A 22780-nucleotide genomic window follows, 5' to 3' on the forward strand; every position below is an offset into this window, starting at 1 on the left:
AATAAAAACAGAAAAGATGAAACATAAACATTTATATATAACAGCATTCTTTGCAACAGCTCTATTTGCTTCCTGCTCCGATTATCTGGATGAATTGCCGGATAATCGGACAGAACTGACTACCGAGGAAAGCGTAACCCGAATACTGGTTTCTGCCTATCCTACAACTACAAGTTGCGAAATTGGTGAGTTGCATAGTGATAATATCGATGAAAACAGTAATTTATACACCTACCTTTTCCGCTTGAACGAACACATGTATCATTGGCGGCAAACCACTGAAGAGGATCAGGATTCACCGCATGCTTTGTGGATTGACTGCTATAATTCTATAGCATCGGCGAACCAGGCGTTAAAGGCTATTGAGCGTATGGATAATCCGGAAAGTCTGCAACCGCAAAAAGGGGAAGCGTTGCTTTGCCGTGCATACAATCATTTTCTGCTCGCGACGATTTTCTGTAAGGCATATACCTCTACTCATGCAGAACAGGATTTAGGTATTCCGTATATGGATGAGTTAGAAACTACGGTAAATCCGAGTTACGATAGAGGTACACTTGCCACAACCTATCAACGGATTGCCGCAGATATTGAAGAAGGATTGCCACTGATAGACGATAATATTTACAGCAAGGCGAAATACCATTTCAACAAGAAGGCGGCGTACGCTTTTGCAGCTCGTTTTTATCTTTATTATATGCAATCGGACTTTTCTAATTGCCGGAAAGTGATAGAATATGCCGACCGTGTATTAGGTAGTAATGCGGCTGAAAGCTTGCGTGATTGGAAAGCGCTTGGAATGCTTTCTTCCAATCGTTCAGTACAGCCTAATGAGTATGTAAATGCTGATAATCAGGCTAATTTATTGTTGATTTCAGCAGATTCATATTGGCCTTTAGTTGCAGACCCGGGATATGGAGCTTGTGAAAAATATTGTAGTAATAATATAACTGCCGCTGAAACCTGCAAATCAACGGGTCCATGGGGGGCACAAACCAATTATTGGCAAGAACCTTTTGCCCCAGGAAGTTCTATTAAAAATGGCTTTCGCCGATTGGCTTTGTATCAGGAATATTCAACGTCGGGTGATAGTTATACGGGGCATATGGTGTTGCCGGCATTTACAACTGACGAAACTTTACTTTGCCGGGCAGAAGCATATACTTTGCTGAAACAGTATGACAAGGCGGCTGAAGATATTGATGCATGGCAAAAAGTTTTTACAAAAAACACGACCACTCTTACAAAAGAATCGATTAATAGCTTCTATGCAGCATTAAATTATTATACCCCGGAGAATACGGCTAATCCTTCTGTCAAGAAAGAGCTTCATCCGGCTTTTACGTTGGAACAAGGAATGCAGGAGAATCTGATTCACTGTATTTTGCATGCACGTCGTATCCTGACATTGGAAGAAGGATTGCGTTGGCAGGATATAAAACGTTACGGGATTGTAATTTATCGTCGTTATTTCGAAGGAAGTAGACTAGTGCGTATTACTGATACATTACCTGTGGATGATCCGCGTAGAGCTATTCAGTTGCCTTCTAATGTTATAACAGCGGGTATGGACCCTAATCCAAGAAATGATTAAAACAAATAGAGAATATGAAAAGATATATTGTATATAATGTATTGGCACTGTCTTTCTTTCTGTTGTTCTCTGCTTGTAATCAAGATACGGATATTGATTACGGAAATAGCATTTTTACAGAAGAAACAGAAGCGGAAAAAAGTGCTTTTGACAAATGGGTATTAAGTAATTATACTAACCCGTATAATATTTTGCTGAAGTATCGCATGGAAGATAAAGAAAGCGATATGACTCATGTGCTGGTTCCTGCGTCTTATGAAAAATCAGTAGTATTAGCTAAGATAGTTAAGCATGTATGGTTGGAAGCTTATGATGAAGCTACTGGGAATCCTAACTTTTTGCGCCATTATGTTCCCAAAATATTGCATTTTGTCGGTTCGCCGGCTTATGAGGATAATGGTACAATGGTGGTAGGTACAGCGGAAGGTGGTATGAAAATAACACTTTATAATGTAAATGATATAGATCCGGATAATATAAGTGTTGATATGCTGAATGAATATTACTTCCAAACTATGCATCACGAGTTTGCTCATATTTTGCATCAAACTAAAAACTTCGATCCTGCTTATGAACGAATTACTGAAAGTAGTTATGTAGGCTCGGATTGGTATATAAAGACTGACCCGACTACCGGACAGACGAGTTCTCGTTCCAATAAAGATGCATGGAAAGAAGGCTTTGTTACAGCTTATGCAATGAGTGAGTCTCGTGAAGATTTTGTTGAAAATATAGCGATGTATGTTACTAATACAAAGGAATATTGGGATAATATGCTTACCGAAGCTGGTGAAACAGGACGTATCTTGATTCAACGGAAGTTCGATATCGTATATGAATATATGGAAAGTACTTGGGGTATTAATTTGGATAATCTGAGAGATATTGTATTGCGACGTCAAAAAGAAATATCACGAGGGGTTATTGATTTGAGTGTCATGGAATAAAAAGGAAAATATGAAAAAATATGTAGCATATTGTATACTGTTGTTTGTTGCTGTAGGACTTCAGTCATGTCTTTTTCAAGAGGATGATTTTTTTGGTGAATCCTCGGCTAATCGTGCAACAAATAGCGTATTAGAGTGTCAGGAAATCTTGAAAGGCTCTCCTAACGGTTGGAAATTTGAGTATTATGCTGGGACCAATTATTCATATGGGGGCATTGTTTTCTTTATGAAGTTTGGTGAGAATGAGGTGGATATAGCTTGCGAAATAGCGGCGGATGATAATTATGTACCTGGCGAAAGTATTTCATCTCTTTATAGAGTGGAATCAGAACAAAGTACAATGCTTGTTTTTGATTCTTACAACTCCTTGTTACACGCCTTTGCCAGCCCTTTAGGATATAATGGTAATTTAGAGGGAGATTATGAATTTGTAATAATGAGTGCAACTCCGGAGAAGATAATACTTCAAGGAAAGAAATATAAGAATATTATGGAAATGACTTCAATGGCGGAAGATGAACCATGGAAAGTTTATTTTAATAATATGAAGAAAATTCAAAAGGATGCATTTTTAAATACTTATCGACTGGAAAAGAATGGAAGCGTACTTAAAACATTGAATAAGGAGATTGGTACACTGAATACTTTTTTAATACGTGAAGGAATGACTACTAGTGAAATTGTCGCAGGTGAAGGAGAAACATTACCTTTTCTTTACACTGATAATGGTTTAAAATTGCAAGCCCCTTATGAAATAGCTGGTGTAGAAGTACAACATTTTAAATGGGAATCAAATTCCCGCAAATTTGTTTGTACAGATGAGGGAGCTACAGATATATATATGCAAGAGTTTTACCCGGAGGGTTATTTACAATATAATGATTATGCAGGAGAATATATAATGGCAACCGTTGACTATGAGGGGCAGCAAAATCTATTGGCTATAACCATTACCCCAAAAGTTCAGGGTGAAACTTATGATATGGAAGGATTTTTGGATTATTATGGTAATGAAATGCCTTTTGTTCTTCAATATGATAAGGCAACTGGTAAGTTGCTTTTGAATTCACAAGCTCTTGGTCGGAATTCGTACGGGTATTATTTAGCATGCGCGGCTGGTATTGTGGGGTATGCTCATTCAGAGTTAGGAGTTGTGCCTAGTCTGCGTAGCGGATTAGTAAGTATTATTTCCTCTACAAATCCTCTTGTCTTTCATTTTGCTGATAAACAGACTGAGGAAGTTACTTCTCTTTTAGTTTGGGCCTATAGTTCGGATAATTATAGTGAGGCATCAATAGGTGGATATTGGGAGTGGTATGATTTACTTGCTTTAACTAAAGAAGATTCTACAAATTAATATGCATATGAAAACTGTTGAAAAAATATTATGTGGCTTCCTATGTCTGATTATGATTATAGGGTGTGATGATAAAGATTATACGGCGCCGGTATCTACATTACAAGTTGTAGAAGCCAGTTTGAATATCCAAGCTACAGGTGGAGATGCATCTGTGGATTTTCTTACAGACAAGGTTGTTACGGCTGAGTTAGAATCAGATTGGTGCCTTTTGAAAGAAGTGAATAAAAATAAGATATTGCTTCGTGTGTTGCCTAATTATGGGTATTCAAGCCGAACGGCCCAATTAAAGGTTTCAGATGGAACTGAAAGTAAAAATTTTACGATCAATCAAGAAGGTGCTGTTTTGATTTATGAAGAAGATGATTGGATTTTAAGGGCTACTGATGCGACGACTGAATTACCTATAAAATTATATGGCTCGTTTGATTGTATGGTAAATATTCCTGAACAAGCTAAAAGCTGGCTTTCATTCGAGAGGGATACTGATGGCAAAGGTGGTAAATTTATTGTAGCAGAGAATACCACAGGTGAGATACGCGGAGCAATAGTACGTGTTGTTTCAGGTGAGCGACAGATGGCTTATCAGGTCTTACAGAGTGATATTGATAATTATTTAGGAACGTGGAATGGGCAATTTAATGATGGTACCCGTGTTTATACTCCGTCTGGAGTGACTATAACTAAAGATACTGATGGCAATTATGTGGTATCCAATCTATTCTCCAGTTTAGGCTTTAATTTCACGATAAAAGGATATGCTGTAGGTAATGAAATAGTTTTTGAAGCAGGACAATATTTGGGTACAGATGGAACTAATTATTATGGGTTTAGTGTGATAAGTGCAGATAGTAGGTTTATTGAAGATTCATCCGGTACGATTTCGTTGGGGCCTGTTATGTTAAAGAATGGTAGTGTAGCTATTGGATTTATCGGAATTAAGGAAACGGACCCTATTGGTTTTGGCTTGATGGCATATATGGATGAGTATATGGATGAGGCTTATAGTTATAAAGCGATTTTGGATTGTGTATTGTATAAATAGTGTTTAACATAAAAAGAAGCGAACATGAAAAAATTATTATTTTTATTAGGATGTATGGCTGTGCTGTTTGTGGGAATCGGCATGGCAAGTTGCAGTGACGACAAAAATGAACCTACTGAGGTTAAACCGGATGACAAAGACGATGATAAGGATGATGACAAAGATGATGATAAAAAAGATGGAACGTCTTTTACAGCTATGTTGTCTGCTGATATGGGAGTTGCATGGAATAAGGATGTGAAGTTGGGCGCTTTTTCAGGTGATGTGGTTGAATCACTTACATATTCTTCTGTGGCGAATGATGGAAAGGCATTATTTAAAACGACAAAGCCTATGATAGGTAACGTATATCTTTGTTATCCATATGTTGAGACTGTAGGTAAGGATGCCAGTAAGTTGAAAATTAATGTACCAGCTGTCCAAAATCAAGGTACGGAATATTCATTCTTTTATGGAAGTCAGACCATTGTAGAAGCGACCCCGGCACATTTTGATTTGAAAAGTACTTTTGCAGTGTTGGAATTAAGTATTTCTACGAATAGTTATGGCGTAGGAAATGCTCTCTCGGAAATTACGGTTTCAGCAACTGATGCAAAATTGACCGGTGATTTTGATGTGGATTTGACGGTAAGTAATGTTGTCGCTAAGGTAAATGAAGCTTATATATATGGCAATGCTGCTACATTAAAAATGTCAGGTGACGCAGCCATATTGAAGGCTGATGCTCCGGTGAAAGCAAGAATTGTTATTAATCCGGACCAATTAGAAGGAAAAGATTTGAGTATTGTAGTCAAGATGGGTGAAGATTCTTGGTCGTTTACGGAAGCCGGACGTAATTTTTTGGCTAATAAAGTATATCCTATTACTCTATCCATAAATGCTCCAGCTGTAAACCTGAATCGTACGGAAAGGGGTATGGAATATGCAAATTGTTATATGGTTAATCAACCAAATACTCTTTATAAATTTGATGCCAAAGTACAGGGAAACGGGAAAGCTACTGCTGGTATTACTCCACAAGCGATTGAACCTAAGTCTGTCTTTGTGGTTTGGGAATCAACAACAGCCAAGGGAGGTGTAATTAAGGATGTGCAATTATCTACAGATGGCTTTGTTACGTTTAGCACTTCTGATCAGATTGGTGGTAATGCTTTGATAGCTGTAACAGACGGAGTACCAACTGAAGAATTAACGTATGGGAAAATATTATGGAGTTGGCATATTTGGGGAACGGACTATGTATTATCCAATGATAAAAAGATAACGACTACCGAAAATAATGAATTCTATTTTATGGATATTAATTTAGGTGCGTTGAAAGTAGAGCCCGATGTCAATGGTAATGGATTAAAATATCAATGGGGACGTAAGGACCCATTTTATAATGATGGAATTCCTTCGTCAGGTGTAGTAATAGGAAATGTTACTAATTATTGGTATGATCAATGCTGGGGAGCGGATGCTTTTACTCCAGAAGTGGATAACAATGAGTCTGTTATTGCTACAATCAATTATCCTACTATTTTCTTTAAAGGTGCTGCGGGATACGGTTCAACTCAAGATTGGTATGGAAATAATGCTACTAATGATGCTTTATGGGGTAATGTAGAAGGTGCCTTAGGTACAAAATCTATTTATGACCCATGTCCTGTAGGATACAGGGTGCCACCTAAAGCTGCATATATAGATTTTAAAAAACCGGTAGATGTGACTTATGCTGATGGTTGGTCTTTCCCATTAGGTGATAAAAAATCTTTTTTCCCCGCTACAAGTTACTTAATCTTTTCTACAGGAATTTATTCTCAAGGTACATGGCAGGGATTAACGAGCAGTTATTGGACATCAACGCCAGCTGATAATAATGTTGTAATACTGAAACTTGAAAGTACTGCTGTTATGCTTAACAATTATGGTGCTCGTGCCCAAGGATCAGCTGTTCGTTGTATTCGTGAACAATAATATTGTAACAAAAGAGACATGTTTTCTGTAAAATAATATATATGATAAAGAAAATACATAGTTTATTAGTTCTACTATTGGCACTAACTTTATTGGTAGGTTGCTCTGATGATGACGGTATAGGTGCTACGACAAGTGGTACCATACTGAAACAAGCATTAGCTCTGCCGGAAAGTTATGGATATATTGGCGGGAACTTTGAACTTTATTATTATGTGGAGAATGCTATAGAAGGGCAAGATGTAGTTGTTACTTCCAGTGAAGATAGTTGGCTTCATATTGGTTCTGCAGCTGATGGTAAGGTACAATTTTCTGTAGATTTAAATCAGACAATGCAGTCGCGCGAGGGTACTATAACTATAAAATATGCAGATGCGGAACCTTTAAATGTAAAGGTCGTACAACGAGAGATGGTCTCTTTTACAGTGAATGTTTCTGCTATTACACGTACATCTGCCCACTGTGAAATTGTTACATCTGATGCAGAGAGTCCTTATTTTGTTTCTTATTTAAAGAAATCAATTATTGAGTCAAGCTTGGTAGATGAAGCGGGAAAAGTAGCTTTTTTGCAAGATTATACTCGTTTATTGAAAGAGCAGGCTGAATTAACAGGTGTCGCATTGAAAGAACTGTTACAAACAGGTAATAAGATAGCTGAATATATTACTTTGGAGGAAGATACGGATTATGTAATATTTATTTTTGGAATGACCGAGGATGGAATTGTTACTACTCCTTTAATGACAACTGAATTTAAGACAGATACTTTCCGGGTTGTTGATGATTGCACTTTCACATTTGAGATTTCTAATATGAAAGTTTCTGCTTATGGAATCAATTTTGATACCAAGATTACCCCCTCTAGTCGAACAACTCGTTGGTATGCAAATATCTTACCAACAGCTTATTTGTCTGTAGGTACCAAAGAAGAATGGGCAGATGCTTTCATTGAGATGGAAAGTGAATATGATGACATTGATTGGACGGTACTAGGTAAGGGTTTACATGTCGGAACAGCTATATTGAATACTTATGTAGATATGTTTGCGGATGTTGTTCCTGATACTGAGTATGTGGTACTTGCTTTTGGTATTGATAAGGATGGAGTACGTACAACTGAGGTTTCTGTCTCAGATCCTGTAACAACGCCTTCTGTTACAGTAAATATTTCATCAATAAAACTTTCGAAAGTGATACCCGGTAAATTACGAGTTGTGAAATTGAATAAATAATATAATTCTCAATTAAAGTAAAAGTCAATTATAAATTTGTGAAAACGAGTATTTGATATTTTAATTCTCTCTAACAAGTACAAGACCGTTACTACATAATCTTTTAGTAGCGGTCTTTTTTGTGCCATTTCACATACTGTTTTAATTCACGTCAATGTTCTCCACAAAGTTTTCCAGTGTGAAACTTTCTGTTCCACCTGAAAAAACTTTTAGTTTCAACCTGTGAATAACCTTATCGTTTATTCCTTTATCTTAGCAAGTATGTACAGAAAAGCCCGTATCAGCACGCTTGTATCGGAAAAAATAACACTTCTTTAGGAAATATGAAGAATAACCATTACTTTTGTTGCAAATAGTTAGTCTTGAATAATTAATAAGAGCGAATAATTAATACGAGCGAGATATGAAAGAACTGGATTGGGCTAATCTGCCGTTCGGCTATATGAAGACAGATTACAATGTGAGAATTTACTATCGTAACGAACAGTGGGGCGCATTGGAAGTATGTAGCGAGGAAACTATTCCTATGCACATGGCTGCTACTTGTCTGCACTATGGTCAGGAAGCATTTGAAGGCTTGAAAGCATTCCGTGGCAAAGACGGTAAGGTGCGTATTTTCCGTTTGGAAGAAAATGCGGCGCGTTTGCAGTCTACCTGTCGTGGTATCTTGATGCCTGAGTTGCCGACAGAACGTTTTAAAGAAGCTATTCTTAAAGTCGTGAAGCTGAATGAACGCTTTATTCCGCCTTACGAATCGGGAGCTTCCCTGTATATCCGTCCGTTACTGATTGGTACGGGAGCGCAGGTTGGCGTGCATCCGGCAAATGAATATCTGTTTGTTGTATTCGTAACGCCGGTAGGGCCTTACTTCAAGGGCGGGTTCTCAACCAATCCGTACGTTATTATCCGTGAGTTCGACCGTGCTGCGCCTCTGGGCACAGGTATCTATAAGGTAGGCGGTAATTACGCGGCCAGCTTGCGTGCCAATAAGAAAGCGCACGATTTAGGCTATGCTTGCGAGTTCTATCTGGACGCCAAAGAAAAGAAATACATCGACGAATGCGGTGCGGCCAATTTCTTTGGTATCAAAGACAATACATATATCACTCCGAAGTCCACTTCTATCCTTCCGTCCATCACCAACAAGAGCTTGATGCAGTTGGCTGAGGATATGGGTATGAAAGTAGAACGTCGTCCGGTTCCGGAAGAAGAACTGCTGACTTTCGAGGAAGCGGGCGCTTGCGGTACGGCTGCGGTTATCAGTCCGATTGAACGCATTGACGATGTAGAAAACGGTAAGTCGTACGTGATTGCCAAAGATGGAAAACCGGGACCTGTTTGTACGAAGTTGTACAATAAGTTGCGTGCTATTCAATACGGTGACGAGCCCGATACGCATGGTTGGGTAACTATCGTAGAATAACGCATGAGTATAAAGATTACAACCCTTGTCGAGAATTCGGTTTACGGCAAAGGATTACAGGGAGAGCATGGGCTTTCCCTGCTTGTTGATACGGGTGGGCATCGTCTGTTGTTTGATACCGGGGCATCCGACCTTTTTATACGTAATGCCCGGATGCTCGGGATTGATTTGAAGGATGTGGATTTCTTGGTACTGTCGCATGGACATCGTGACCATACAGGCGGTCTGCATCACTTTCTTCAGGTGAATCAAAAGGCTGAAGTAGTCTGCAAGAAAGAGCTTTTTATTCCGAAGTTCAAGGAAGAGCGTGAAAACGGCGTGATGCATCCTGACGCTTTGGATAGCACCCGTTTCCGTTTTGTGGATGAAGTCACCGAATTGTGTCCCGGCGTATTCGTTTTTCCCCGGTTGGCTATTGCGGATGAAGAAGATACGCATTTTGAACACTTCTTCACTTTGGCGGGAGGGAACAAACAGGCTGATACTTTTACGGATGAATTGGCATTGGTACTGAAACAAGGTGATGAAGTGTCTGTTTTGAGTGCCTGCTCGCATCGGGGAATTACGAATATCATCCGCGTAGTGCAGGAACATTTTCCGCAGACCTCGTTGAAACTGGTATTGGGTGGTTTTCATATCCGCAATACTGCAAAAGAGAAATTTGATGTGATAGCCCGTTTCTTTGAAAACCATTTGCCTCAAAGGCTGGGAGTTTGTCATTGTACGGGCATTGATAAATACGCATTGTTTCATCAATGCTTTGGCGACCGGGCTTTTTATAACTATACCGGTCGGGTAGAAATACTTTAATACATACGAATGGGAAAGAATAAGTTAGAGAAGTTTGCCGATATGGCGAGTTATCCGCATGTTTTTGAATATCCGTACTCGGCAGTGGACAACGTTCCGTTTGACATGAAAGGAAACTGGCACCGACAGTTTTTCAAAAACGACAATCCGATTGTACTGGAACTGGGTTGCGGTCGTGGAGAATACACAGTAGGACTGGGACGTATGTTCCCCGACAAAAATTTCATCGGCGTGGATATAAAAGGGGCGCGTATGTGGACGGGAGCTACCGAATCTTTGGAATCGGGTATGAAGAACGTCGCCTTCCTGCGTACCAACATTGAAATCATAGACCGCTTCTTCGCACCGGGTGAAGTGAGCGAGATATGGCTTACATTCTCAGACCCGCAGATGAAAAAAGCGACCAAGCGCCTTACATCCACTTATTTTATGGAACGCTACCGTAAGTTTCTGAAAGACGGCGGCACTATCCATGTCAAGACCGACAGCAACTTCATGTTCACCTATACCAAATATATGATAGAGAAGAACGGATTTCCTGTTGAGTTTGTCACCGACGACCTCTATCATTCCGGTTTGGTGGATGATATTCTCGGCATTCGCACCTATTATGAACAACAGTGGCTCGACCGCGGTTTAACCATAAAATACGTCAAGTTCAGGCTTCCCCGATGTGGCGGACTGCAAGAACCCGATATCGAAATAGAGTTGGACGAGTACCGCAGCTACAATCGCAGCAAACGCAGCGGTCTCCAAACCGGTAAATAAACAGTGGCTATCAAATAGTAAACAGTAAATAGTAAAATAGTAAATAACATGACTCTTTATCCTAAATTGATTTTGGATGCACTGGCAACGGTGCGTTATCCCGGCAACAAGAAGAATCTTGTTGAGGCCGAAATGGTTGCCGACAATTTGCGTATTGACGGGATGAAAATTAGTTTCTCACTGATTTTTGAGAAACCGACCGATCCTTTTATGAAGTCAATGGTAAAGGCTGCCGAAACAGCAATACATACCTATGTCTCACCGGAAGTGGAAGTGACGATTACCACGGAAAGCCGTCAGGCTGCACGGCCGGAAGTTGGTAAATTGCTGCCGCAGGTAAAAAATATAATCGGTGTGTCTTCCGGTAAGGGCGGTGTAGGCAAGTCGACCGTATCGGCCAACCTGGCGGTTTCTTTGGCTAAGCTGGGCTATAAAGTAGGTTTGTTGGATGCCGATATCTTCGGACCGTCCATGCCCAAGATGTTCCAGGTGGAAGATGCCCGTCCGTATGCGGAGAATATCGGCGGACGTGACTTGATTGTGCCTATTGAAAAATACGGTATCAAACTGCTGTCCATCGGTTTCTTTGTAGATCCCGACCAGGCTACTCTGTGGCGTGGCGGTATGGCAAGCAATGCTTTGAAACAGTTGATTGCCGATGCCGACTGGGGCGAATTGGACTATTTCCTGATAGACCTTCCGCCCGGAACCAGTGATATTCACCTTACCGTAGTGCAGACGCTTGCCATGACCGGGGCTGTTGTTGTCAGCACGCCGCAAGCCGTGGCTTTGGCAGACGCCCGTAAGGGTATCAATATGTTTACGAATGATAAGGTGAACGTGCCTATTCTCGGTCTGGTAGAAAATATGGCTTGGTTTACTCCTGCCGAACTTCCGGAGAATAAGTATTACATTTTCGGTAAAGAGGGAGCCAAGAGTCTCGCAGAGGAAATGAATGTTCCTTTATTGGGGCAGATTCCTATCGTGCAAAGCATCTGTGAGAGTGGTGACAAGGGAACTCCCGTCGCTTTGGATGAAAATACGGTGACAGGACGCGCTTTCTTGCAACTGGCTGCCGCTGTGGTACGTCAGGTAGACCACCGGAATATGGAAATGGCGCCCACCAAGATTGTAGAGACACATAAATAGAAAGATACCCGTATTATTTACTTTAAATTTGAGAAGCATGAAAAGTTTAAAGGTATTATTGTTGGGCATGTGCGTCGCATTGTGCGCATGTTCATCGCAGACATCCACTGTGCAGACAAACGACAAGGGAACTCAATGGCAATGGGAAAACGGAACGATTGTTGTTGAAACTCCCCAACGTCCGGCAGACCAGAAAAGCGTGATAGGATTGGCGCTTCCTAAAATGGAAGTGGTGCGTGTGGGATTTGTAGGTCTGGGAATGCGTGGTCCCGGAGCGGTAGAGCGTTTTACCCATATTCCCGGAACGCAAGTAGTGGCGCTTTGCGATTACGAACAGGAGCGTGCGGAGAAGTGCCAGAAATATTTAGAGCAGGCTTCTATGCCGAAAGCTGCCGTATATTCCGGCGAAAAGGGATACGAGGAACTTTGCAAGCGCGATGATATCGATTTGGTTTATATCGCTACCGACTGGTTGCATCATTTTCCCGTAGCCATGTGTGCTATGGAGAACGGGAAGAATGTGGCTATCGAAGTTCCTTCCGCAATGAATCTGAAAGAGTGCTGGGACTTGATTGACATGAGCGAAAAGACTCGCAAGCACTGTATGATTTTGGAGAACTGCTGTTACGACTGGTTTGAAATGAATACGCTGAACATGGCGCAGCACGGGGTGTTCGGTGAAGTGATTCGTGCGCAAGGCGCTTATATCCACAACCTGAGTCCGTTCTGGAACCATTATTGGAAAAATGGCGAGGGTGATAAGTTGGGCTGGCGTCTGGATTATAACATGAGGCATCGCGGTGACGTGTATGCCACTCATGGTCTTGGCCCTGTTGCGCAGGCTCTTGATATCCACCGCGGTGATCGTATGCAAACGTTAGTCGCCATGGATACTAAATCGGTAGTGGGAAAGTCTTTGGTTGAGGCAAGAACCGACTCCGCTTGCAATAATTTCCGTAACGGCGATCATACCACGACACTGATTCGTACCGCTAACGGTAAAGTGATTGAAATACAGCATAATGTAATGACTCCCCAGCCATACAACCGTCTGTATCAGCTGACCGGTTCAAAGGGATTTGCCAATAAATATCCCGTAGAAGGATATGCGCTTGATGCCGACCAACTGACCGCTTCGGGGGTAGAGCCTAAAGTAGACGACCTGAATTCGCATGGTTTCTTACCGGAGGCGGAGATGGAAGCGCTTGTCGCTAAATACCAACATCCTATTTTGAAGAAATACGGTGACATGGCAAAAGAAGTTGGCGGTCATGGTGGCATGGATTTTATCATGGACAGCCGTCTGGTTTATTGCCTGCAAAACGGTCTGCCTTTGGATATGGATGTATACGATTTGGCGGAGTGGTGCTGTCTGGCGGAATTAGGTGAGCTTTCTATGGATAATAATTGTGCTCCGGTAGCGTTCCCCGACTTTACCCGTGGCGAGTGGAATGTTGTGAAAGGGTATAAGCACGCTTATGCAAGTCCCGAAGATGAAGCTGCCGCTATGGAAAAGGCAAAAGCGTTTACTGCCAAACTGAAAGAGCAGGGGGCTAAAGAATGGGCGCAAGCTGAGAAGAAATAATACTTTTCGCTGGTAACAGGTGGTCTTTGGAACCCGACCTGTCAGATGATAAAGAGGTGTATTAAAAAACGAACGTTCCGATTAAGGTTGTTTTGTTTTGTAATACACCTCTTTATATATGTCCTTGTTTTAATCGGTCACTTTTAACAGTTCCTCTTTCATCTTTTCAACACCGGGAAAACCGGTTTGCTTGAATTTGATATCTCCCTTACGGTCGATAATCAAATAGGTAGGGACGCCTCTGATTCCGAAGCTTTTACTTAGATATTCCCATTGCGCGTTTGTCAGACGGTAGTGCTCTCCATGAATGTCGGGAATCATGTTTTCCCATGTCTTCTGTGGAGAAATTTCGCCTGTGATATACAGATAGACAATATCCTTATCTTTCAATTCTTCTTTCATGGGAGCCATTACTTTGTTCGCCATGCGGCAAGGACCGCACCAGGTTGCCCAGAAGTCTACTAAAAGTACCTTACCTTTGAATTTGCCGATAATGGAGGGAAATAAATCCTCATTACTTACTTCGCCTGCCTCGTTGATGGTAAAACCTGATTTTTTCTTATTGTTCTCGAGTAGCTGCAATAACTGTTCGTTGGCTTGTTGCAATGTGCGTTGATAAGCATCGGGCAGAGTGGTGATTTCAACTTTTTGGGTATCGGTCAGCGGAGTAAAGTCTTTTATACTCTGATAGAGCAATGTCGTGCGGGCGATATCGAAAAATACGCCTTTATCGGTCCCCAATCTCCGGGCGTAATCATTTTGGCGGCGTGCCGATACGTTGATTGCGTACAGGTAAGGTTGTACAAGAATAGCTTGTGGGATATTCAGATGTTTCAAGGTTTCGGTGGGAATATAATCTGCCGGTAAACTTTCGTCTAGTTTTTTGAAATAGGCCTCGGATTCATTTCTTTGCAGTTTTTTTTGTTGCAGAGCGGCCTGCGTCAACAGCCAAGGGGCTTGTGTCAATGTTTGGATTATATTCAATTCCTTTTCAAGAGAGAGTAGTTGTTTGGCACTTTGGCTGAGACTGGCATTGTCTATTTTCTGTTGGATATCTTTTGCTTTTTCAAGCATATAGGTTTTGTAGGCTGCTATATCCATGTCCCCAATCTCTTTTATTAGGGTCTGGTAATTAGTTATCATATCGGTGTTGATGCGGTTTCTATTCAACTCCTCGGATAAACCTGCCAGCGGCCCATTGATGTAGACGATTTCACCATAAGGCTTTTTGCTTTTGTGGAAAGTGGATTTTTTTCTGGATATTTCCCGCAAATTGATGTACAGTTCGCTGGTTTGTTCCGGCTCCACAAAAAAGTTTATATCTGTACCAAGAAGATTGATAGTGGCCGCTGTGGTTCCCATTACGGGGAAAGTGATATTAAAGCTTCCGTCTCGTTTGATTTCCGCTTTGATGGGGTCGGCATAACCTTTTGAGGGTTCCGACAGATATAAGGAGAGCTCTTTCATCATGCAGGGACGATAGTCCAACAGCTTCCCTTTTACAGTAGTGTTACCATATTGCACAAGGGGAGCGGGGAGTGCGGCATTTTTATCTATCGGATGAGCTACGGCTTCTTGTGGTAATATTAACTTCGGCAGTTCTTTGCTTTTCAGTTGTATTCCCCAAATACTGAAAGCTCCTTCCACACCTTCCCCTTCTGTAAAGTCGATGGATGTAACTTTGGCTGGCAATGGCGGAAATACCAGTTGAAACTCTGCTTCACCGGATTCCGGCATCCAAAATTGCTTTCCGGGAGTGATGCCTATGCCGGAGCGTAGTAAGTAAGTTTCTCCGTTATTGTCTTGCAGATAACTTTCCGAGGCAATCCGTATCCAGTTTTTGGGACGGTATTTGGCGTAGATATGCAATACGGTGGCTGTGTCGCTAAGTATTATTTTACTTACTTCGATGGAGGTCGTGTTACGTACGCAGAATGGCGGTTCTTCGATAACCCGGTTTTTGGCTTGGACGGTACAACCTATTATCAAGCCGACGATAAGTAATAGTGTTTGTCTCATAATATGTTGGTTTTTTATCAAAAATACGCATGTTTCGCAGAAGTGCAAGTATATGCGAGTTAATTGATGCAAAACGAAAGAAAATCGTATTTTTGCAAGAAACTTTGTATCTTTGGGAAATACTTAACATCATCTATAACATGAAAACAAAATCTTTTCTTTTGTGCCTTGTTCTGGCTGTATCCGCCAATGCACAAGTCGTCTATCACGACGCTTCCGCTTTTCCTCTGTTGGGAAAAGCTACCGAGACAACCCTTACACGTTACGAACGTTTGCCGGATTCTTTACAGAATATCTCCCGTAAGCCTTTATGGGAGTTAGGGCGCAACAGTGCCGGACTTGCTGTACGCTTTCGTTCTAATTCTACCCGGATTGCTGCCAAATGGGATGTATTGCTCGACAGGAATATGAATCACATGACCCCTACGGGTATTAAAGGACTTGATTTATATTGTCTGCAAGACGGGAAGTGGATGTTTGCCGGGAGCGGACGTCCGCAAGGAAAGGTGAATGAGGCGACGATGGTGAAAGATATGCTGCCGGAAGAACGTGAATATCTTTTGTACCTTTCTTTATATGATGGAGTGACTTCTCTTTCTATCGGTGTCGATTCGTTATCTCAAATTAGCGGGCCGGCAGTAGAGTTACCGGTGCGTAAGAAGCCTGTCGTATTTTACGGGACAAGTATTCTGCAGGGAGGTTGCGCTTCCCGTCCGGGTATGGCGCATACCAATATTTTGGAGCGCTGGCTCAATCGGGAGTGTATTAATTTGGGATTTAGCGGTAATGCTTTATTGGATTTAGAGATAGCGCATGTGATAGCGGGTGTGGATGCTTCGGTATTTGTATTGGATTTTGTTCCGAATGCCAGTGTGGAGCAGATAAAGGAACGTGCTGATAAGTTCTATTCTATTATCCGTAGCAAACATCCTGATACGCCCATACTCTTTGTGGAGAATCCTGTATTTACTCATTCCCGTTTTAATGGAACCGCTGCCAAGGAAGTGAAAGATAAGAACGAAACTTTGCATACTGTTTTTCAATCTCTCAAAAAGCGGGGAGAGAAGAATATCTATCTGCTTTCTTCCAAAGATATGATAGGGCATGATGGAGAAGCTACCGTAGACGGTGTTCATTTTACGGATTTAGGTTTTATGCGCTATGCGGAGATGTTGTATCCGGTGTTGAAGAAACATATAAAAACAGAGTAAAGGGAAGTAAATTGTAAAAGTAACTTCTCCCTGTCATTTAAAACGCAGGGAGAGATGTTTATCAAAGCTTAGTATTTCCCTGACATTCGTATATCAAGTTTCTCAGCCTTAAGCTTTCTTCTTGAAAAGTTCTTTCAGGCAAATTGTCTTATTATTAATCAGCGGATGAGCCCAGAACCCGATGAATGTGATATAACCTACGAATACGAGGATAATCAACATACCGGTACGTAATGAAGTTGCATCTGCCAGCATACTGATAATCATCGGACCGCCGGCTCCGCCTACAATCGCCGAACACAGGATACCCGCAAACGAGCCATGATGTTGCGATGCCGAGTTCAGTGCCAGTGAGAATACGATGGAGTACATCATGGAAATGCTGAAACCGATAGCCGGGAAAGCAATGATAGATGCTTCCTTGTTTCCAAAGAGCGCAGTCAGCAATAAGACGATAGTTAATCCGCCTGATATTTGGAGCAGCCGTTTACTGTCAATCAATTTCAACAGTACCATGCCTACCAGGCATCCGGCGGTCATTAATCCCCAGAAATAACTTACAGCTTGCGCACCTTCTACCTGCGGGTTCACTCCGTGATATTGTTCGAGGAATGTACTCATAAAGATGGAAGTTCCCTGTTCCGTGCTGACGTAACAGAAAATACCGAGGAAGAACAACCATACGTATTTCTGCTTGAACAGTGCCAGATAGGAATCTTTTGAACCGCTCTTTTCATCTTCTTTCAACTCGATTTTCGGGAAGCGGGAAACGCTTACGGCAATCAGCATTACCAGCAATAGTAACGTAAATACCCAGTAAAGCGATACCCACGGCAAGTCGGGCGGGGTGATACCTGCCAAGAGGTCGATGAAGAAATTCCGGCCTTCCGTGTATATATCCGGATTAAGTTCGTGAATCAGGTATGTGTATACCAAAGGGCTGAGGAAAGAAGCGATACCGAATACGAATTGGGCTACCTCTGCCACGAACGCGTAGTTCTCTTCTCCGCCTACGACACGCTGTAACGGATTAATAACTGTTTGCAACATGGCCATACCCAAGCCTATGATGAAAGAAGAAGCCAGCAGCACAGGGTATGTGTGCATGCAAGCAAACAACGTTGTTCCGATAAACGGCATCAGGAAGCCCAAAAACAATACCGGTTTCTCGCCGAAGCGGTCAATCATCAGCCCGGCAGGAATAGACATGATAGCATAGGCAATGAAGAAAGAAGTCGGGATGAATCCCGCCATTGCCAGGTCACTCAAATTGAAGTTATGAATAATGTCCGGAATGAGCGGTCCCAGGATATTAGTAATAAACGATATGGTAAACCAGAACGCCATGATTAGCGCCAGCATTCCTAAATTCTTTTTCATACTATTTTGTGTTTAATGAGAAGACCAGTGACGCGGCGCCGATACTTCCAGCTTTATTACCTAAAGATGCAGCCATGATTTGAGTATTCACGGCACAGTCGGCTATGGCATAACGATGTGCTTTTTCGCTGACTTTCCGGATATAGAAGTCACCGGCTTCGGACAGTCCGCCACCTATTACGATGCGTTGCGGGCTGAAGATGTTGATGAACCCGGCGATACCATGTCCCAGAAAATCACAATGCTCGTCCAAACACTCTGTCGCCAGTTCGTTTCCTTCTTTATAAAGGCGTACGATAAGCTCTCCGTTGATGTCTTCACCCGGGAATGAGACACCGGCTTCAGCGGCACGTTTGCTGAAACGGCGTACCAGTGCCGAAGTGGATGCATAATGCTCCAGGCATCCCACGGAACCGCATGCGCAAGGTTCACCATTAGCGATAAGTGGCACATGTCCCAGTTCGGTACCGCGGTTGGCAAAACCGTTGAACAGTTTACCGTCGATAACCACTGCGCCGCCGATACCGGTTCCTACGGTCAGGAACACGACATTCTTTGCACCTTGTCCGGCACCGTACATCGTTTCTCCCAACCCCATCAGGTTGGCGTCATTGCCCATCTGTACAGGCAGGCCGGTTTCCGCTTCAATGCGGTCGGCAAGATTCAGATTCTCCCAACCCTTGATGTTCTCGGCTCCACCCAATACTATGCGGTTCGTTTCGTCCACAATACCGGGAGTACCTATACCTATACCTTCTACCGCTACTCCGAGTTGCAGGGCCGAAGCCATCACCTCTTTGCAGGCGGTTACCAATTGACCGATTACCGCTTCCGCGGATACGTCGGCTTTTGACGGTAACTTCCCTTGAAAGTGAAATACGCCTTCATTATCAATAAGGGCGTATTTCACAGAAGTACCGCCAAGGTCAATTCCTATAGCGTATTTTTTCATAATTATCAAACTCTTTCAGCCCAGATAGGAGAACTCCAAGCCCATTGTCCGTCGCGCTGACGTACACGTACGTAGTAATAATCGGTGTCACGCTGAGGTTCTTTGTCTTCCATGTAGTGTTCTACGGTGAAGCAGCTTTCAGGCATGGCGCGGTTAAAGAGAATAGCTTCGCTCAACCAGCCGATCATGAAGTGAGAGCGGGAACCTTCAAGCAGTTCGCCCAATGTGTGTTCGAACTTCTTGCCGTTGAAGTCTGCGGTAAGTATTCCGTCTTTCGGCATTTCCAGGTCGAGGATTACCGCCTGCATGGCTGCGGTGGTCGTATTCGGGTTCTTGCTGCTGTACAAATCCAGTTCCGTTTCTTTCTCGCCCACGGAGAGAATACGATTTACATGTGTCTTGAACTCGTGTTCGCCCTCTTGAGGAGAAGTGAAGGCTGCGCCACGGAAGCAAGGAGTAACGCTTACGATACGGCCCTTGTTTACCGACAGCTTACCTTGCCAGTGTACGTACTTTTCTTCGCGGTTCCAACCGAAATCAACTTTTACTTTGCAACGGACGGTATCGCTTTCCGGTGCAACCGGAGTTAACGGGCCGTTCATGCGGGCCAATATCTGACCGTTTTTAACAATGTCTACATAATCGATGCAGCTTTCGCCGGTTACATTCAAGTAGATACGACGGCTGTTGCCACGGACAACATCACCCATGAAAGCGTCATTAAGACGGAAATCGATTATTATTTTATCACCGGTGGCGGCGCATACGTGGCGGGTACGAAGAGCTTCCCAGATAGCGTCACGAGTCAATGACGGAGCCAGAACACCGATACGTCCGTCACCGTAGCTGCCCGGATAACCGGAGTGCTGGTCGGTAGAAGCCATGATACCGAATTTGTGGCCTTGATCCAGACCGTATTGGATAGTGCCTTCCCATTGGCGGGGACCCATATCGTGCAGATACGGATAATCGCCCTGGTCGCTTTCTGCCAAACCGTGGCGGGAATACATTTCGACGAACGGAGTAATATCTCCTTCGGTGAAGCATTTCCAGTTGTAGCCGCGATAACCGCCCTGATAACCCATGTGGTGCGGAGTGACGAATACTTTATGTCCTTTGGCTTTCTCTTTCCAGTCTTCGATGGAAGTACATTCCACAAGCGGTGCGTCCAAATCATAGTTCAGCGCTACGTGGTCGCCATGTTCCATACTGTGTGCCTCGTATCCTACGAAAGTAAGGAATTCGCCTTCCTTATTGTATTCGTTGGTCATCTTTACATATTTCTCATAACCGCCTTCGCGCAAACGCTTGAAAGCTCCGGTATGATAGTCGATTACCCATTTCAGACGGGGATCGTTTGCACCCGGAATATCCGGCCACATAGCGTGGGGAGTTACGCTGACAAAGTCCAACTGGCCTTTGGCCGCTTCAAAAGCATCGCGCATATCGCCGTGTCCGTAAGTAATGTTACAGTGGTTATGTAAGTCACCCCAGAATACTTTAAGGTTACTTGCCGTCGGCATAATTTTCTTTGCTTCTTTGCTTCCTGCTACGCAAGAGCCGAGCAGGCTTCCTGAAGCTGCCAGTCCGAGAAAAGACCAGCCTGTGTTTTTTAGAAAACTTCTTCTATCCATGATAATAAATTTAATGGTTTTATCTGTTTTTCATCAATCTTCTGTCACCCTTGAAAAGCTCGTTTACTTTTTCGTCGGGGTCATTGTCATTGTATTGCTTTTGAGTGTCTTGCAGCAGTTGCATCAGCTCTTTCTGTTTTTCAGCGTATTCCGGTTTACCGAACACATTGTTCATTTCGCGCGGATCGGCTTTCATATCATACATTTCCCATTCGTCGATGTCGTTATAGAAATGAATCAGTTTGAAGTCCTGTGTGCGAATACCGTAATGACGTTTCACCGAGTGCTCTGCGGGATACTCGTAATAATGATAGTAGGCAGCTTTACGCCAGTCGGCGGGAGTCTTGCCTTCATTCTCCAATACGGGTTTCATGGAAGTTCCCTGAATATCCGATGGAATTTCCACTCCGGCAAAGTCGAGGAAAGTAGGAGCGAAGTCCACATTCATACAGATTGCGTTACTTGTGCTGCCGGCTTTAATGGCTTTGGGGTAACGGATGATGAGCGGCATACGCTGGCATTCCTCATACATGAAGCGTTTGTCGAACCAACCGTGCTCGCCGAGGAAGAATCCCTGGTCGGAAGTGTAGACAATGATTGTATTATCCAGCTCGCCAATCTTTTCAAGATAGTTCAAAAGGCGGCCGATATTTTCGTCTACTGACAGTACGGTAGCCAGATAGTCGCGCATATATTGCTGATACTTCCAGCTGACTAACGCTTTACCTTTCAAGTTGCCCTTGCGATATTCGGCAATGCGTTGCGCATACACTGAATCCCATTTGTCCTGTACATCGGCAGGCATACGCTTGTACACACTGTAAAGCCTGTTGGTGGTATCTTTCAGCATTTCTTCACGAGTCAGCAACTTCAAATCCCAGTCGTTGGTCAGGGTATGTTCGATGGACATATCCTGTTCGCGGGCGGCTCTGCCGCGTCCTTCATAATCGTCAAACAGATTGGCGGGTTCCGGGAATGTAGTATTGTTGAATATACCCAGATGGCGTGGGGCAGGCATCCAGTTGCGGTGCGGAGCTTTCTGATGATACATCATGCAGAACGGTTTGTTCTTGTCCCTGCCTTCGAGGAATTTGATAGCCTTATCTGTAATGATGTCCGTGGCATAACCTTTCTCTACGATATGTTTGCCATCTTCCCAGAAATCGGGATCGTAATAATCTCCCTGTTCGTGCTGGCCACTGAGAATACTCCAATGGTCAAAACCTTGCGGTTCGCTGATAAGGTGCCATTTACCAATCATGGCCGTTTGATACCCGGCTTGCTGAAGCAGTTTCGGGAATGTTTGCTGGTCGCCGTTGAAGGTACTCGCATTATCCGTAAAACCGTTTTCGTGGCTGAACTTACCGGTAAGGACACATGCGCGTGACGGGCCTGAAAGAGCATTGACAGCGTAACAGTTATCCATGCGGATGCCCTCATTGGCTATACGGTCCATATTGGGAGTTTGCAGGAGGTTACCACCGTAACAAGACATGGCTTGTGTGGTATGGTCATCCGTCATCATGAAGATAATGTTCGGACGCTTGGGCTCTTCTTTTTTCTGGCTGGCGCAAGAAGCAAGACTTAATGTCGCTAACGGAAGAAGCAGGTTGGGGAGATTGTTTTTCATAATTGGATTGATTTGTTATAATCCTTTGGTAAATAAGTAAGTGTTGAAAATTAGTTTATACCAGATAGTATAAACTAATTTTCAG

17 protein-coding genes are annotated in these 22780 nt (G+C 43.0%); 12 read left to right on the forward strand and 5 right to left on the reverse strand.

The features are described 5' to 3' along the window. Positions 1 to 16 precede the first annotated feature (16 nt). The 11 genes from I2F54_RS02895 (at position 17) to I2F54_RS02945 (ending at position 13869) form a co-directional block, all read left to right on the forward strand. Complete coding sequence (locus I2F54_RS02895; protein ID WP_195500479.1) at positions 17 to 1594, forward strand: RagB/SusD family nutrient uptake outer membrane protein; 1578 nt, start codon at positions 17 to 19, stop codon at positions 1592 to 1594. A 14-nt stretch (positions 1595 to 1608) separates the two neighbouring features. After that, on the forward strand, positions 1609 to 2541 hold the full coding sequence (locus I2F54_RS02900) for a zinc-binding metallopeptidase (protein WP_195500480.1): 933 nt from the start codon (positions 1609 to 1611) through the stop codon (positions 2539 to 2541). A gap of 10 nt (positions 2542 to 2551) precedes the next feature. Continuing rightward, positions 2552 to 3898 carry a DUF4302 domain-containing protein gene (locus tag I2F54_RS02905; RefSeq protein ID WP_148360059.1) on the forward strand — a complete coding sequence of 449 codons (1347 nt, stop codon included), beginning with the start codon at positions 2552 to 2554 and terminating at the stop codon, positions 3896 to 3898. A gap of 7 nt (positions 3899 to 3905) precedes the next feature. Next, complete coding sequence (locus I2F54_RS02910) at positions 3906 to 4943, forward strand: BACON domain-containing protein (protein ID WP_195500481.1); 1038 nt, start codon at positions 3906 to 3908, stop codon at positions 4941 to 4943. Positions 4944 to 4967: 24 nt separating this feature from the next. Beyond that, complete coding sequence (locus I2F54_RS02915; protein WP_195500482.1) at positions 4968 to 6902, forward strand: hypothetical protein; 1935 nt, start codon at positions 4968 to 4970, stop codon at positions 6900 to 6902. A gap of 41 nt (positions 6903 to 6943) precedes the next feature. Next, a complete protein-coding gene (locus tag I2F54_RS02920) occupies positions 6944 to 8134 on the forward strand; it encodes a BACON domain-containing protein (protein ID WP_195500483.1) in 1191 nt (396 codons plus the stop codon). 403 nt (positions 8135 to 8537) lie between these two features. Then, on the forward strand, positions 8538 to 9557 hold the full coding sequence (locus I2F54_RS02925) for a branched-chain amino acid aminotransferase (protein ID WP_009122770.1): 1020 nt from the start codon (positions 8538 to 8540) through the stop codon (positions 9555 to 9557). A 3-nt stretch (positions 9558 to 9560) separates the two neighbouring features. Further along, on the forward strand, positions 9561 to 10367 hold the full coding sequence (locus tag I2F54_RS02930) for an MBL fold metallo-hydrolase (protein WP_022219764.1): 807 nt from the start codon (positions 9561 to 9563) through the stop codon (positions 10365 to 10367). A 9-nt stretch (positions 10368 to 10376) separates the two neighbouring features. Next, on the forward strand, positions 10377 to 11135 hold the full coding sequence (gene trmB, locus I2F54_RS02935) for a tRNA (guanosine(46)-N7)-methyltransferase TrmB (protein ID WP_195500484.1): 759 nt from the start codon (positions 10377 to 10379) through the stop codon (positions 11133 to 11135). Between the two features lie 48 nt (positions 11136 to 11183). Beyond that, entirely contained in the window at positions 11184 to 12284 is a 1101-nt protein-coding gene (locus tag I2F54_RS02940; protein WP_195500485.1) for an Mrp/NBP35 family ATP-binding protein, read from the forward strand. Between the two features lie 37 nt (positions 12285 to 12321). Next, complete coding sequence (locus tag I2F54_RS02945) at positions 12322 to 13869, forward strand: Gfo/Idh/MocA family protein (protein ID WP_195500486.1); 1548 nt, start codon at positions 12322 to 12324, stop codon at positions 13867 to 13869. A gap of 129 nt (positions 13870 to 13998) precedes the next feature. Here the strand turns inward: I2F54_RS02945 and I2F54_RS02950 are convergent, their stop codons facing one another. Beyond that, positions 13999 to 15888, reverse strand: a complete 1890-nt coding sequence (locus I2F54_RS02950; RefSeq protein WP_195500487.1) for a TlpA family protein disulfide reductase — start codon at positions 15886 to 15888, stop codon at positions 13999 to 14001. A gap of 140 nt (positions 15889 to 16028) precedes the next feature. On the opposite strand from I2F54_RS02950, the gene I2F54_RS02955 reads away from it, so the two are divergent. Continuing rightward, complete coding sequence (locus I2F54_RS02955; RefSeq protein ID WP_195500488.1) at positions 16029 to 17099, forward strand: SGNH/GDSL hydrolase family protein; 1071 nt, start codon at positions 16029 to 16031, stop codon at positions 17097 to 17099. Positions 17100 to 17207: 108 nt separating this feature from the next. Here the strand turns inward: I2F54_RS02955 and I2F54_RS02960 are convergent, their stop codons facing one another. Genes I2F54_RS02960 through I2F54_RS02975 form a run of 4 tightly spaced genes read right to left on the reverse strand, consistent with a single transcriptional unit; the run spans position 17208 to position 22695 of the window. Next, the gene (locus I2F54_RS02960; RefSeq protein WP_009122763.1) at positions 17208 to 18479 is read right to left on the reverse strand and encodes a sugar MFS transporter; all 1272 of its coding nucleotides are present in this window, start codon (positions 18477 to 18479) and stop codon (positions 17208 to 17210) included. Between the two features lies 1 nt (position 18480). After that, positions 18481 to 19434, reverse strand: coding sequence for an ROK family protein (locus I2F54_RS02965; protein WP_087412967.1), 954 nt, complete (start codon positions 19432 to 19434; stop codon positions 18481 to 18483). Between the two features lie 2 nt (positions 19435 to 19436). Next, entirely contained in the window at positions 19437 to 21065 is a 1629-nt protein-coding gene (locus I2F54_RS02970; protein ID WP_195500489.1) for a CehA/McbA family metallohydrolase domain-containing protein, read from the reverse strand. 19 nt (positions 21066 to 21084) lie between these two features. After that, positions 21085 to 22695, reverse strand: a complete 1611-nt coding sequence (locus tag I2F54_RS02975; RefSeq protein WP_022219774.1) for a sulfatase family protein — start codon at positions 22693 to 22695, stop codon at positions 21085 to 21087. Positions 22696 to 22780: the final 85 nt, after the last annotated feature.

It is taken from the genome of Bacteroides clarus (genome assembly GCF_015555825.1).
GTDB classification, from domain to species: domain Bacteria; phylum Bacteroidota; class Bacteroidia; order Bacteroidales; family Bacteroidaceae; genus Bacteroides; species Bacteroides clarus.

What these genes read in the sequence shown, in the direction of transcription:
- I2F54_RS02895 (WP_195500479.1), top strand. Translation starts at nt 17, where the DNA reads ATGAAACATAAACATTTATATATAACAGCATTCTTTGCAACAGCTCTA.
- I2F54_RS02900 (WP_195500480.1), top strand. Translation starts at nt 1,609, where the DNA reads ATGAAAAGATATATTGTATATAATGTATTGGCACTGTCTTTCTTTCTG.
- I2F54_RS02930 (WP_022219764.1), top strand. Translation starts at nt 9,561, where the DNA reads ATGAGTATAAAGATTACAACCCTTGTCGAGAATTCGGTTTACGGCAAA.
- I2F54_RS02925 (WP_009122770.1), top strand. Translation starts at nt 8,538, where the DNA reads ATGAAAGAACTGGATTGGGCTAATCTGCCGTTCGGCTATATGAAGACA.
- I2F54_RS02920 (WP_195500483.1), top strand. Translation starts at nt 6,944, where the DNA reads ATGATAAAGAAAATACATAGTTTATTAGTTCTACTATTGGCACTAACT.
- I2F54_RS02910 (WP_195500481.1), top strand. Translation starts at nt 3,906, where the DNA reads ATGAAAACTGTTGAAAAAATATTATGTGGCTTCCTATGTCTGATTATG.
- trmB (WP_195500484.1), top strand. Translation starts at nt 10,377, where the DNA reads ATGGGAAAGAATAAGTTAGAGAAGTTTGCCGATATGGCGAGTTATCCG.
- I2F54_RS02975 (WP_022219774.1), bottom strand. Translation starts at nt 22,695, where the DNA reads ATGAAAAACAATCTCCCCAACCTGCTTCTTCCGTTAGCGACATTAAGT.
- I2F54_RS02915 (WP_195500482.1), top strand. Translation starts at nt 4,968, where the DNA reads ATGAAAAAATTATTATTTTTATTAGGATGTATGGCTGTGCTGTTTGTG.
- I2F54_RS02950 (WP_195500487.1), bottom strand. Translation starts at nt 15,888, where the DNA reads ATGAGACAAACACTATTACTTATCGTCGGCTTGATAATAGGTTGTACC.
- I2F54_RS02955 (WP_195500488.1), top strand. Translation starts at nt 16,029, where the DNA reads ATGAAAACAAAATCTTTTCTTTTGTGCCTTGTTCTGGCTGTATCCGCC.
- I2F54_RS02940 (WP_195500485.1), top strand. Translation starts at nt 11,184, where the DNA reads ATGACTCTTTATCCTAAATTGATTTTGGATGCACTGGCAACGGTGCGT.
- I2F54_RS02960 (WP_009122763.1), bottom strand. Translation starts at nt 18,479, where the DNA reads ATGAAAAAGAATTTAGGAATGCTGGCGCTAATCATGGCGTTCTGGTTT.
- I2F54_RS02970 (WP_195500489.1), bottom strand. Translation starts at nt 21,065, where the DNA reads ATGGATAGAAGAAGTTTTCTAAAAAACACAGGCTGGTCTTTTCTCGGA.
- I2F54_RS02905 (WP_148360059.1), top strand. Translation starts at nt 2,552, where the DNA reads ATGAAAAAATATGTAGCATATTGTATACTGTTGTTTGTTGCTGTAGGA.
- I2F54_RS02945 (WP_195500486.1), top strand. Translation starts at nt 12,322, where the DNA reads ATGAAAAGTTTAAAGGTATTATTGTTGGGCATGTGCGTCGCATTGTGC.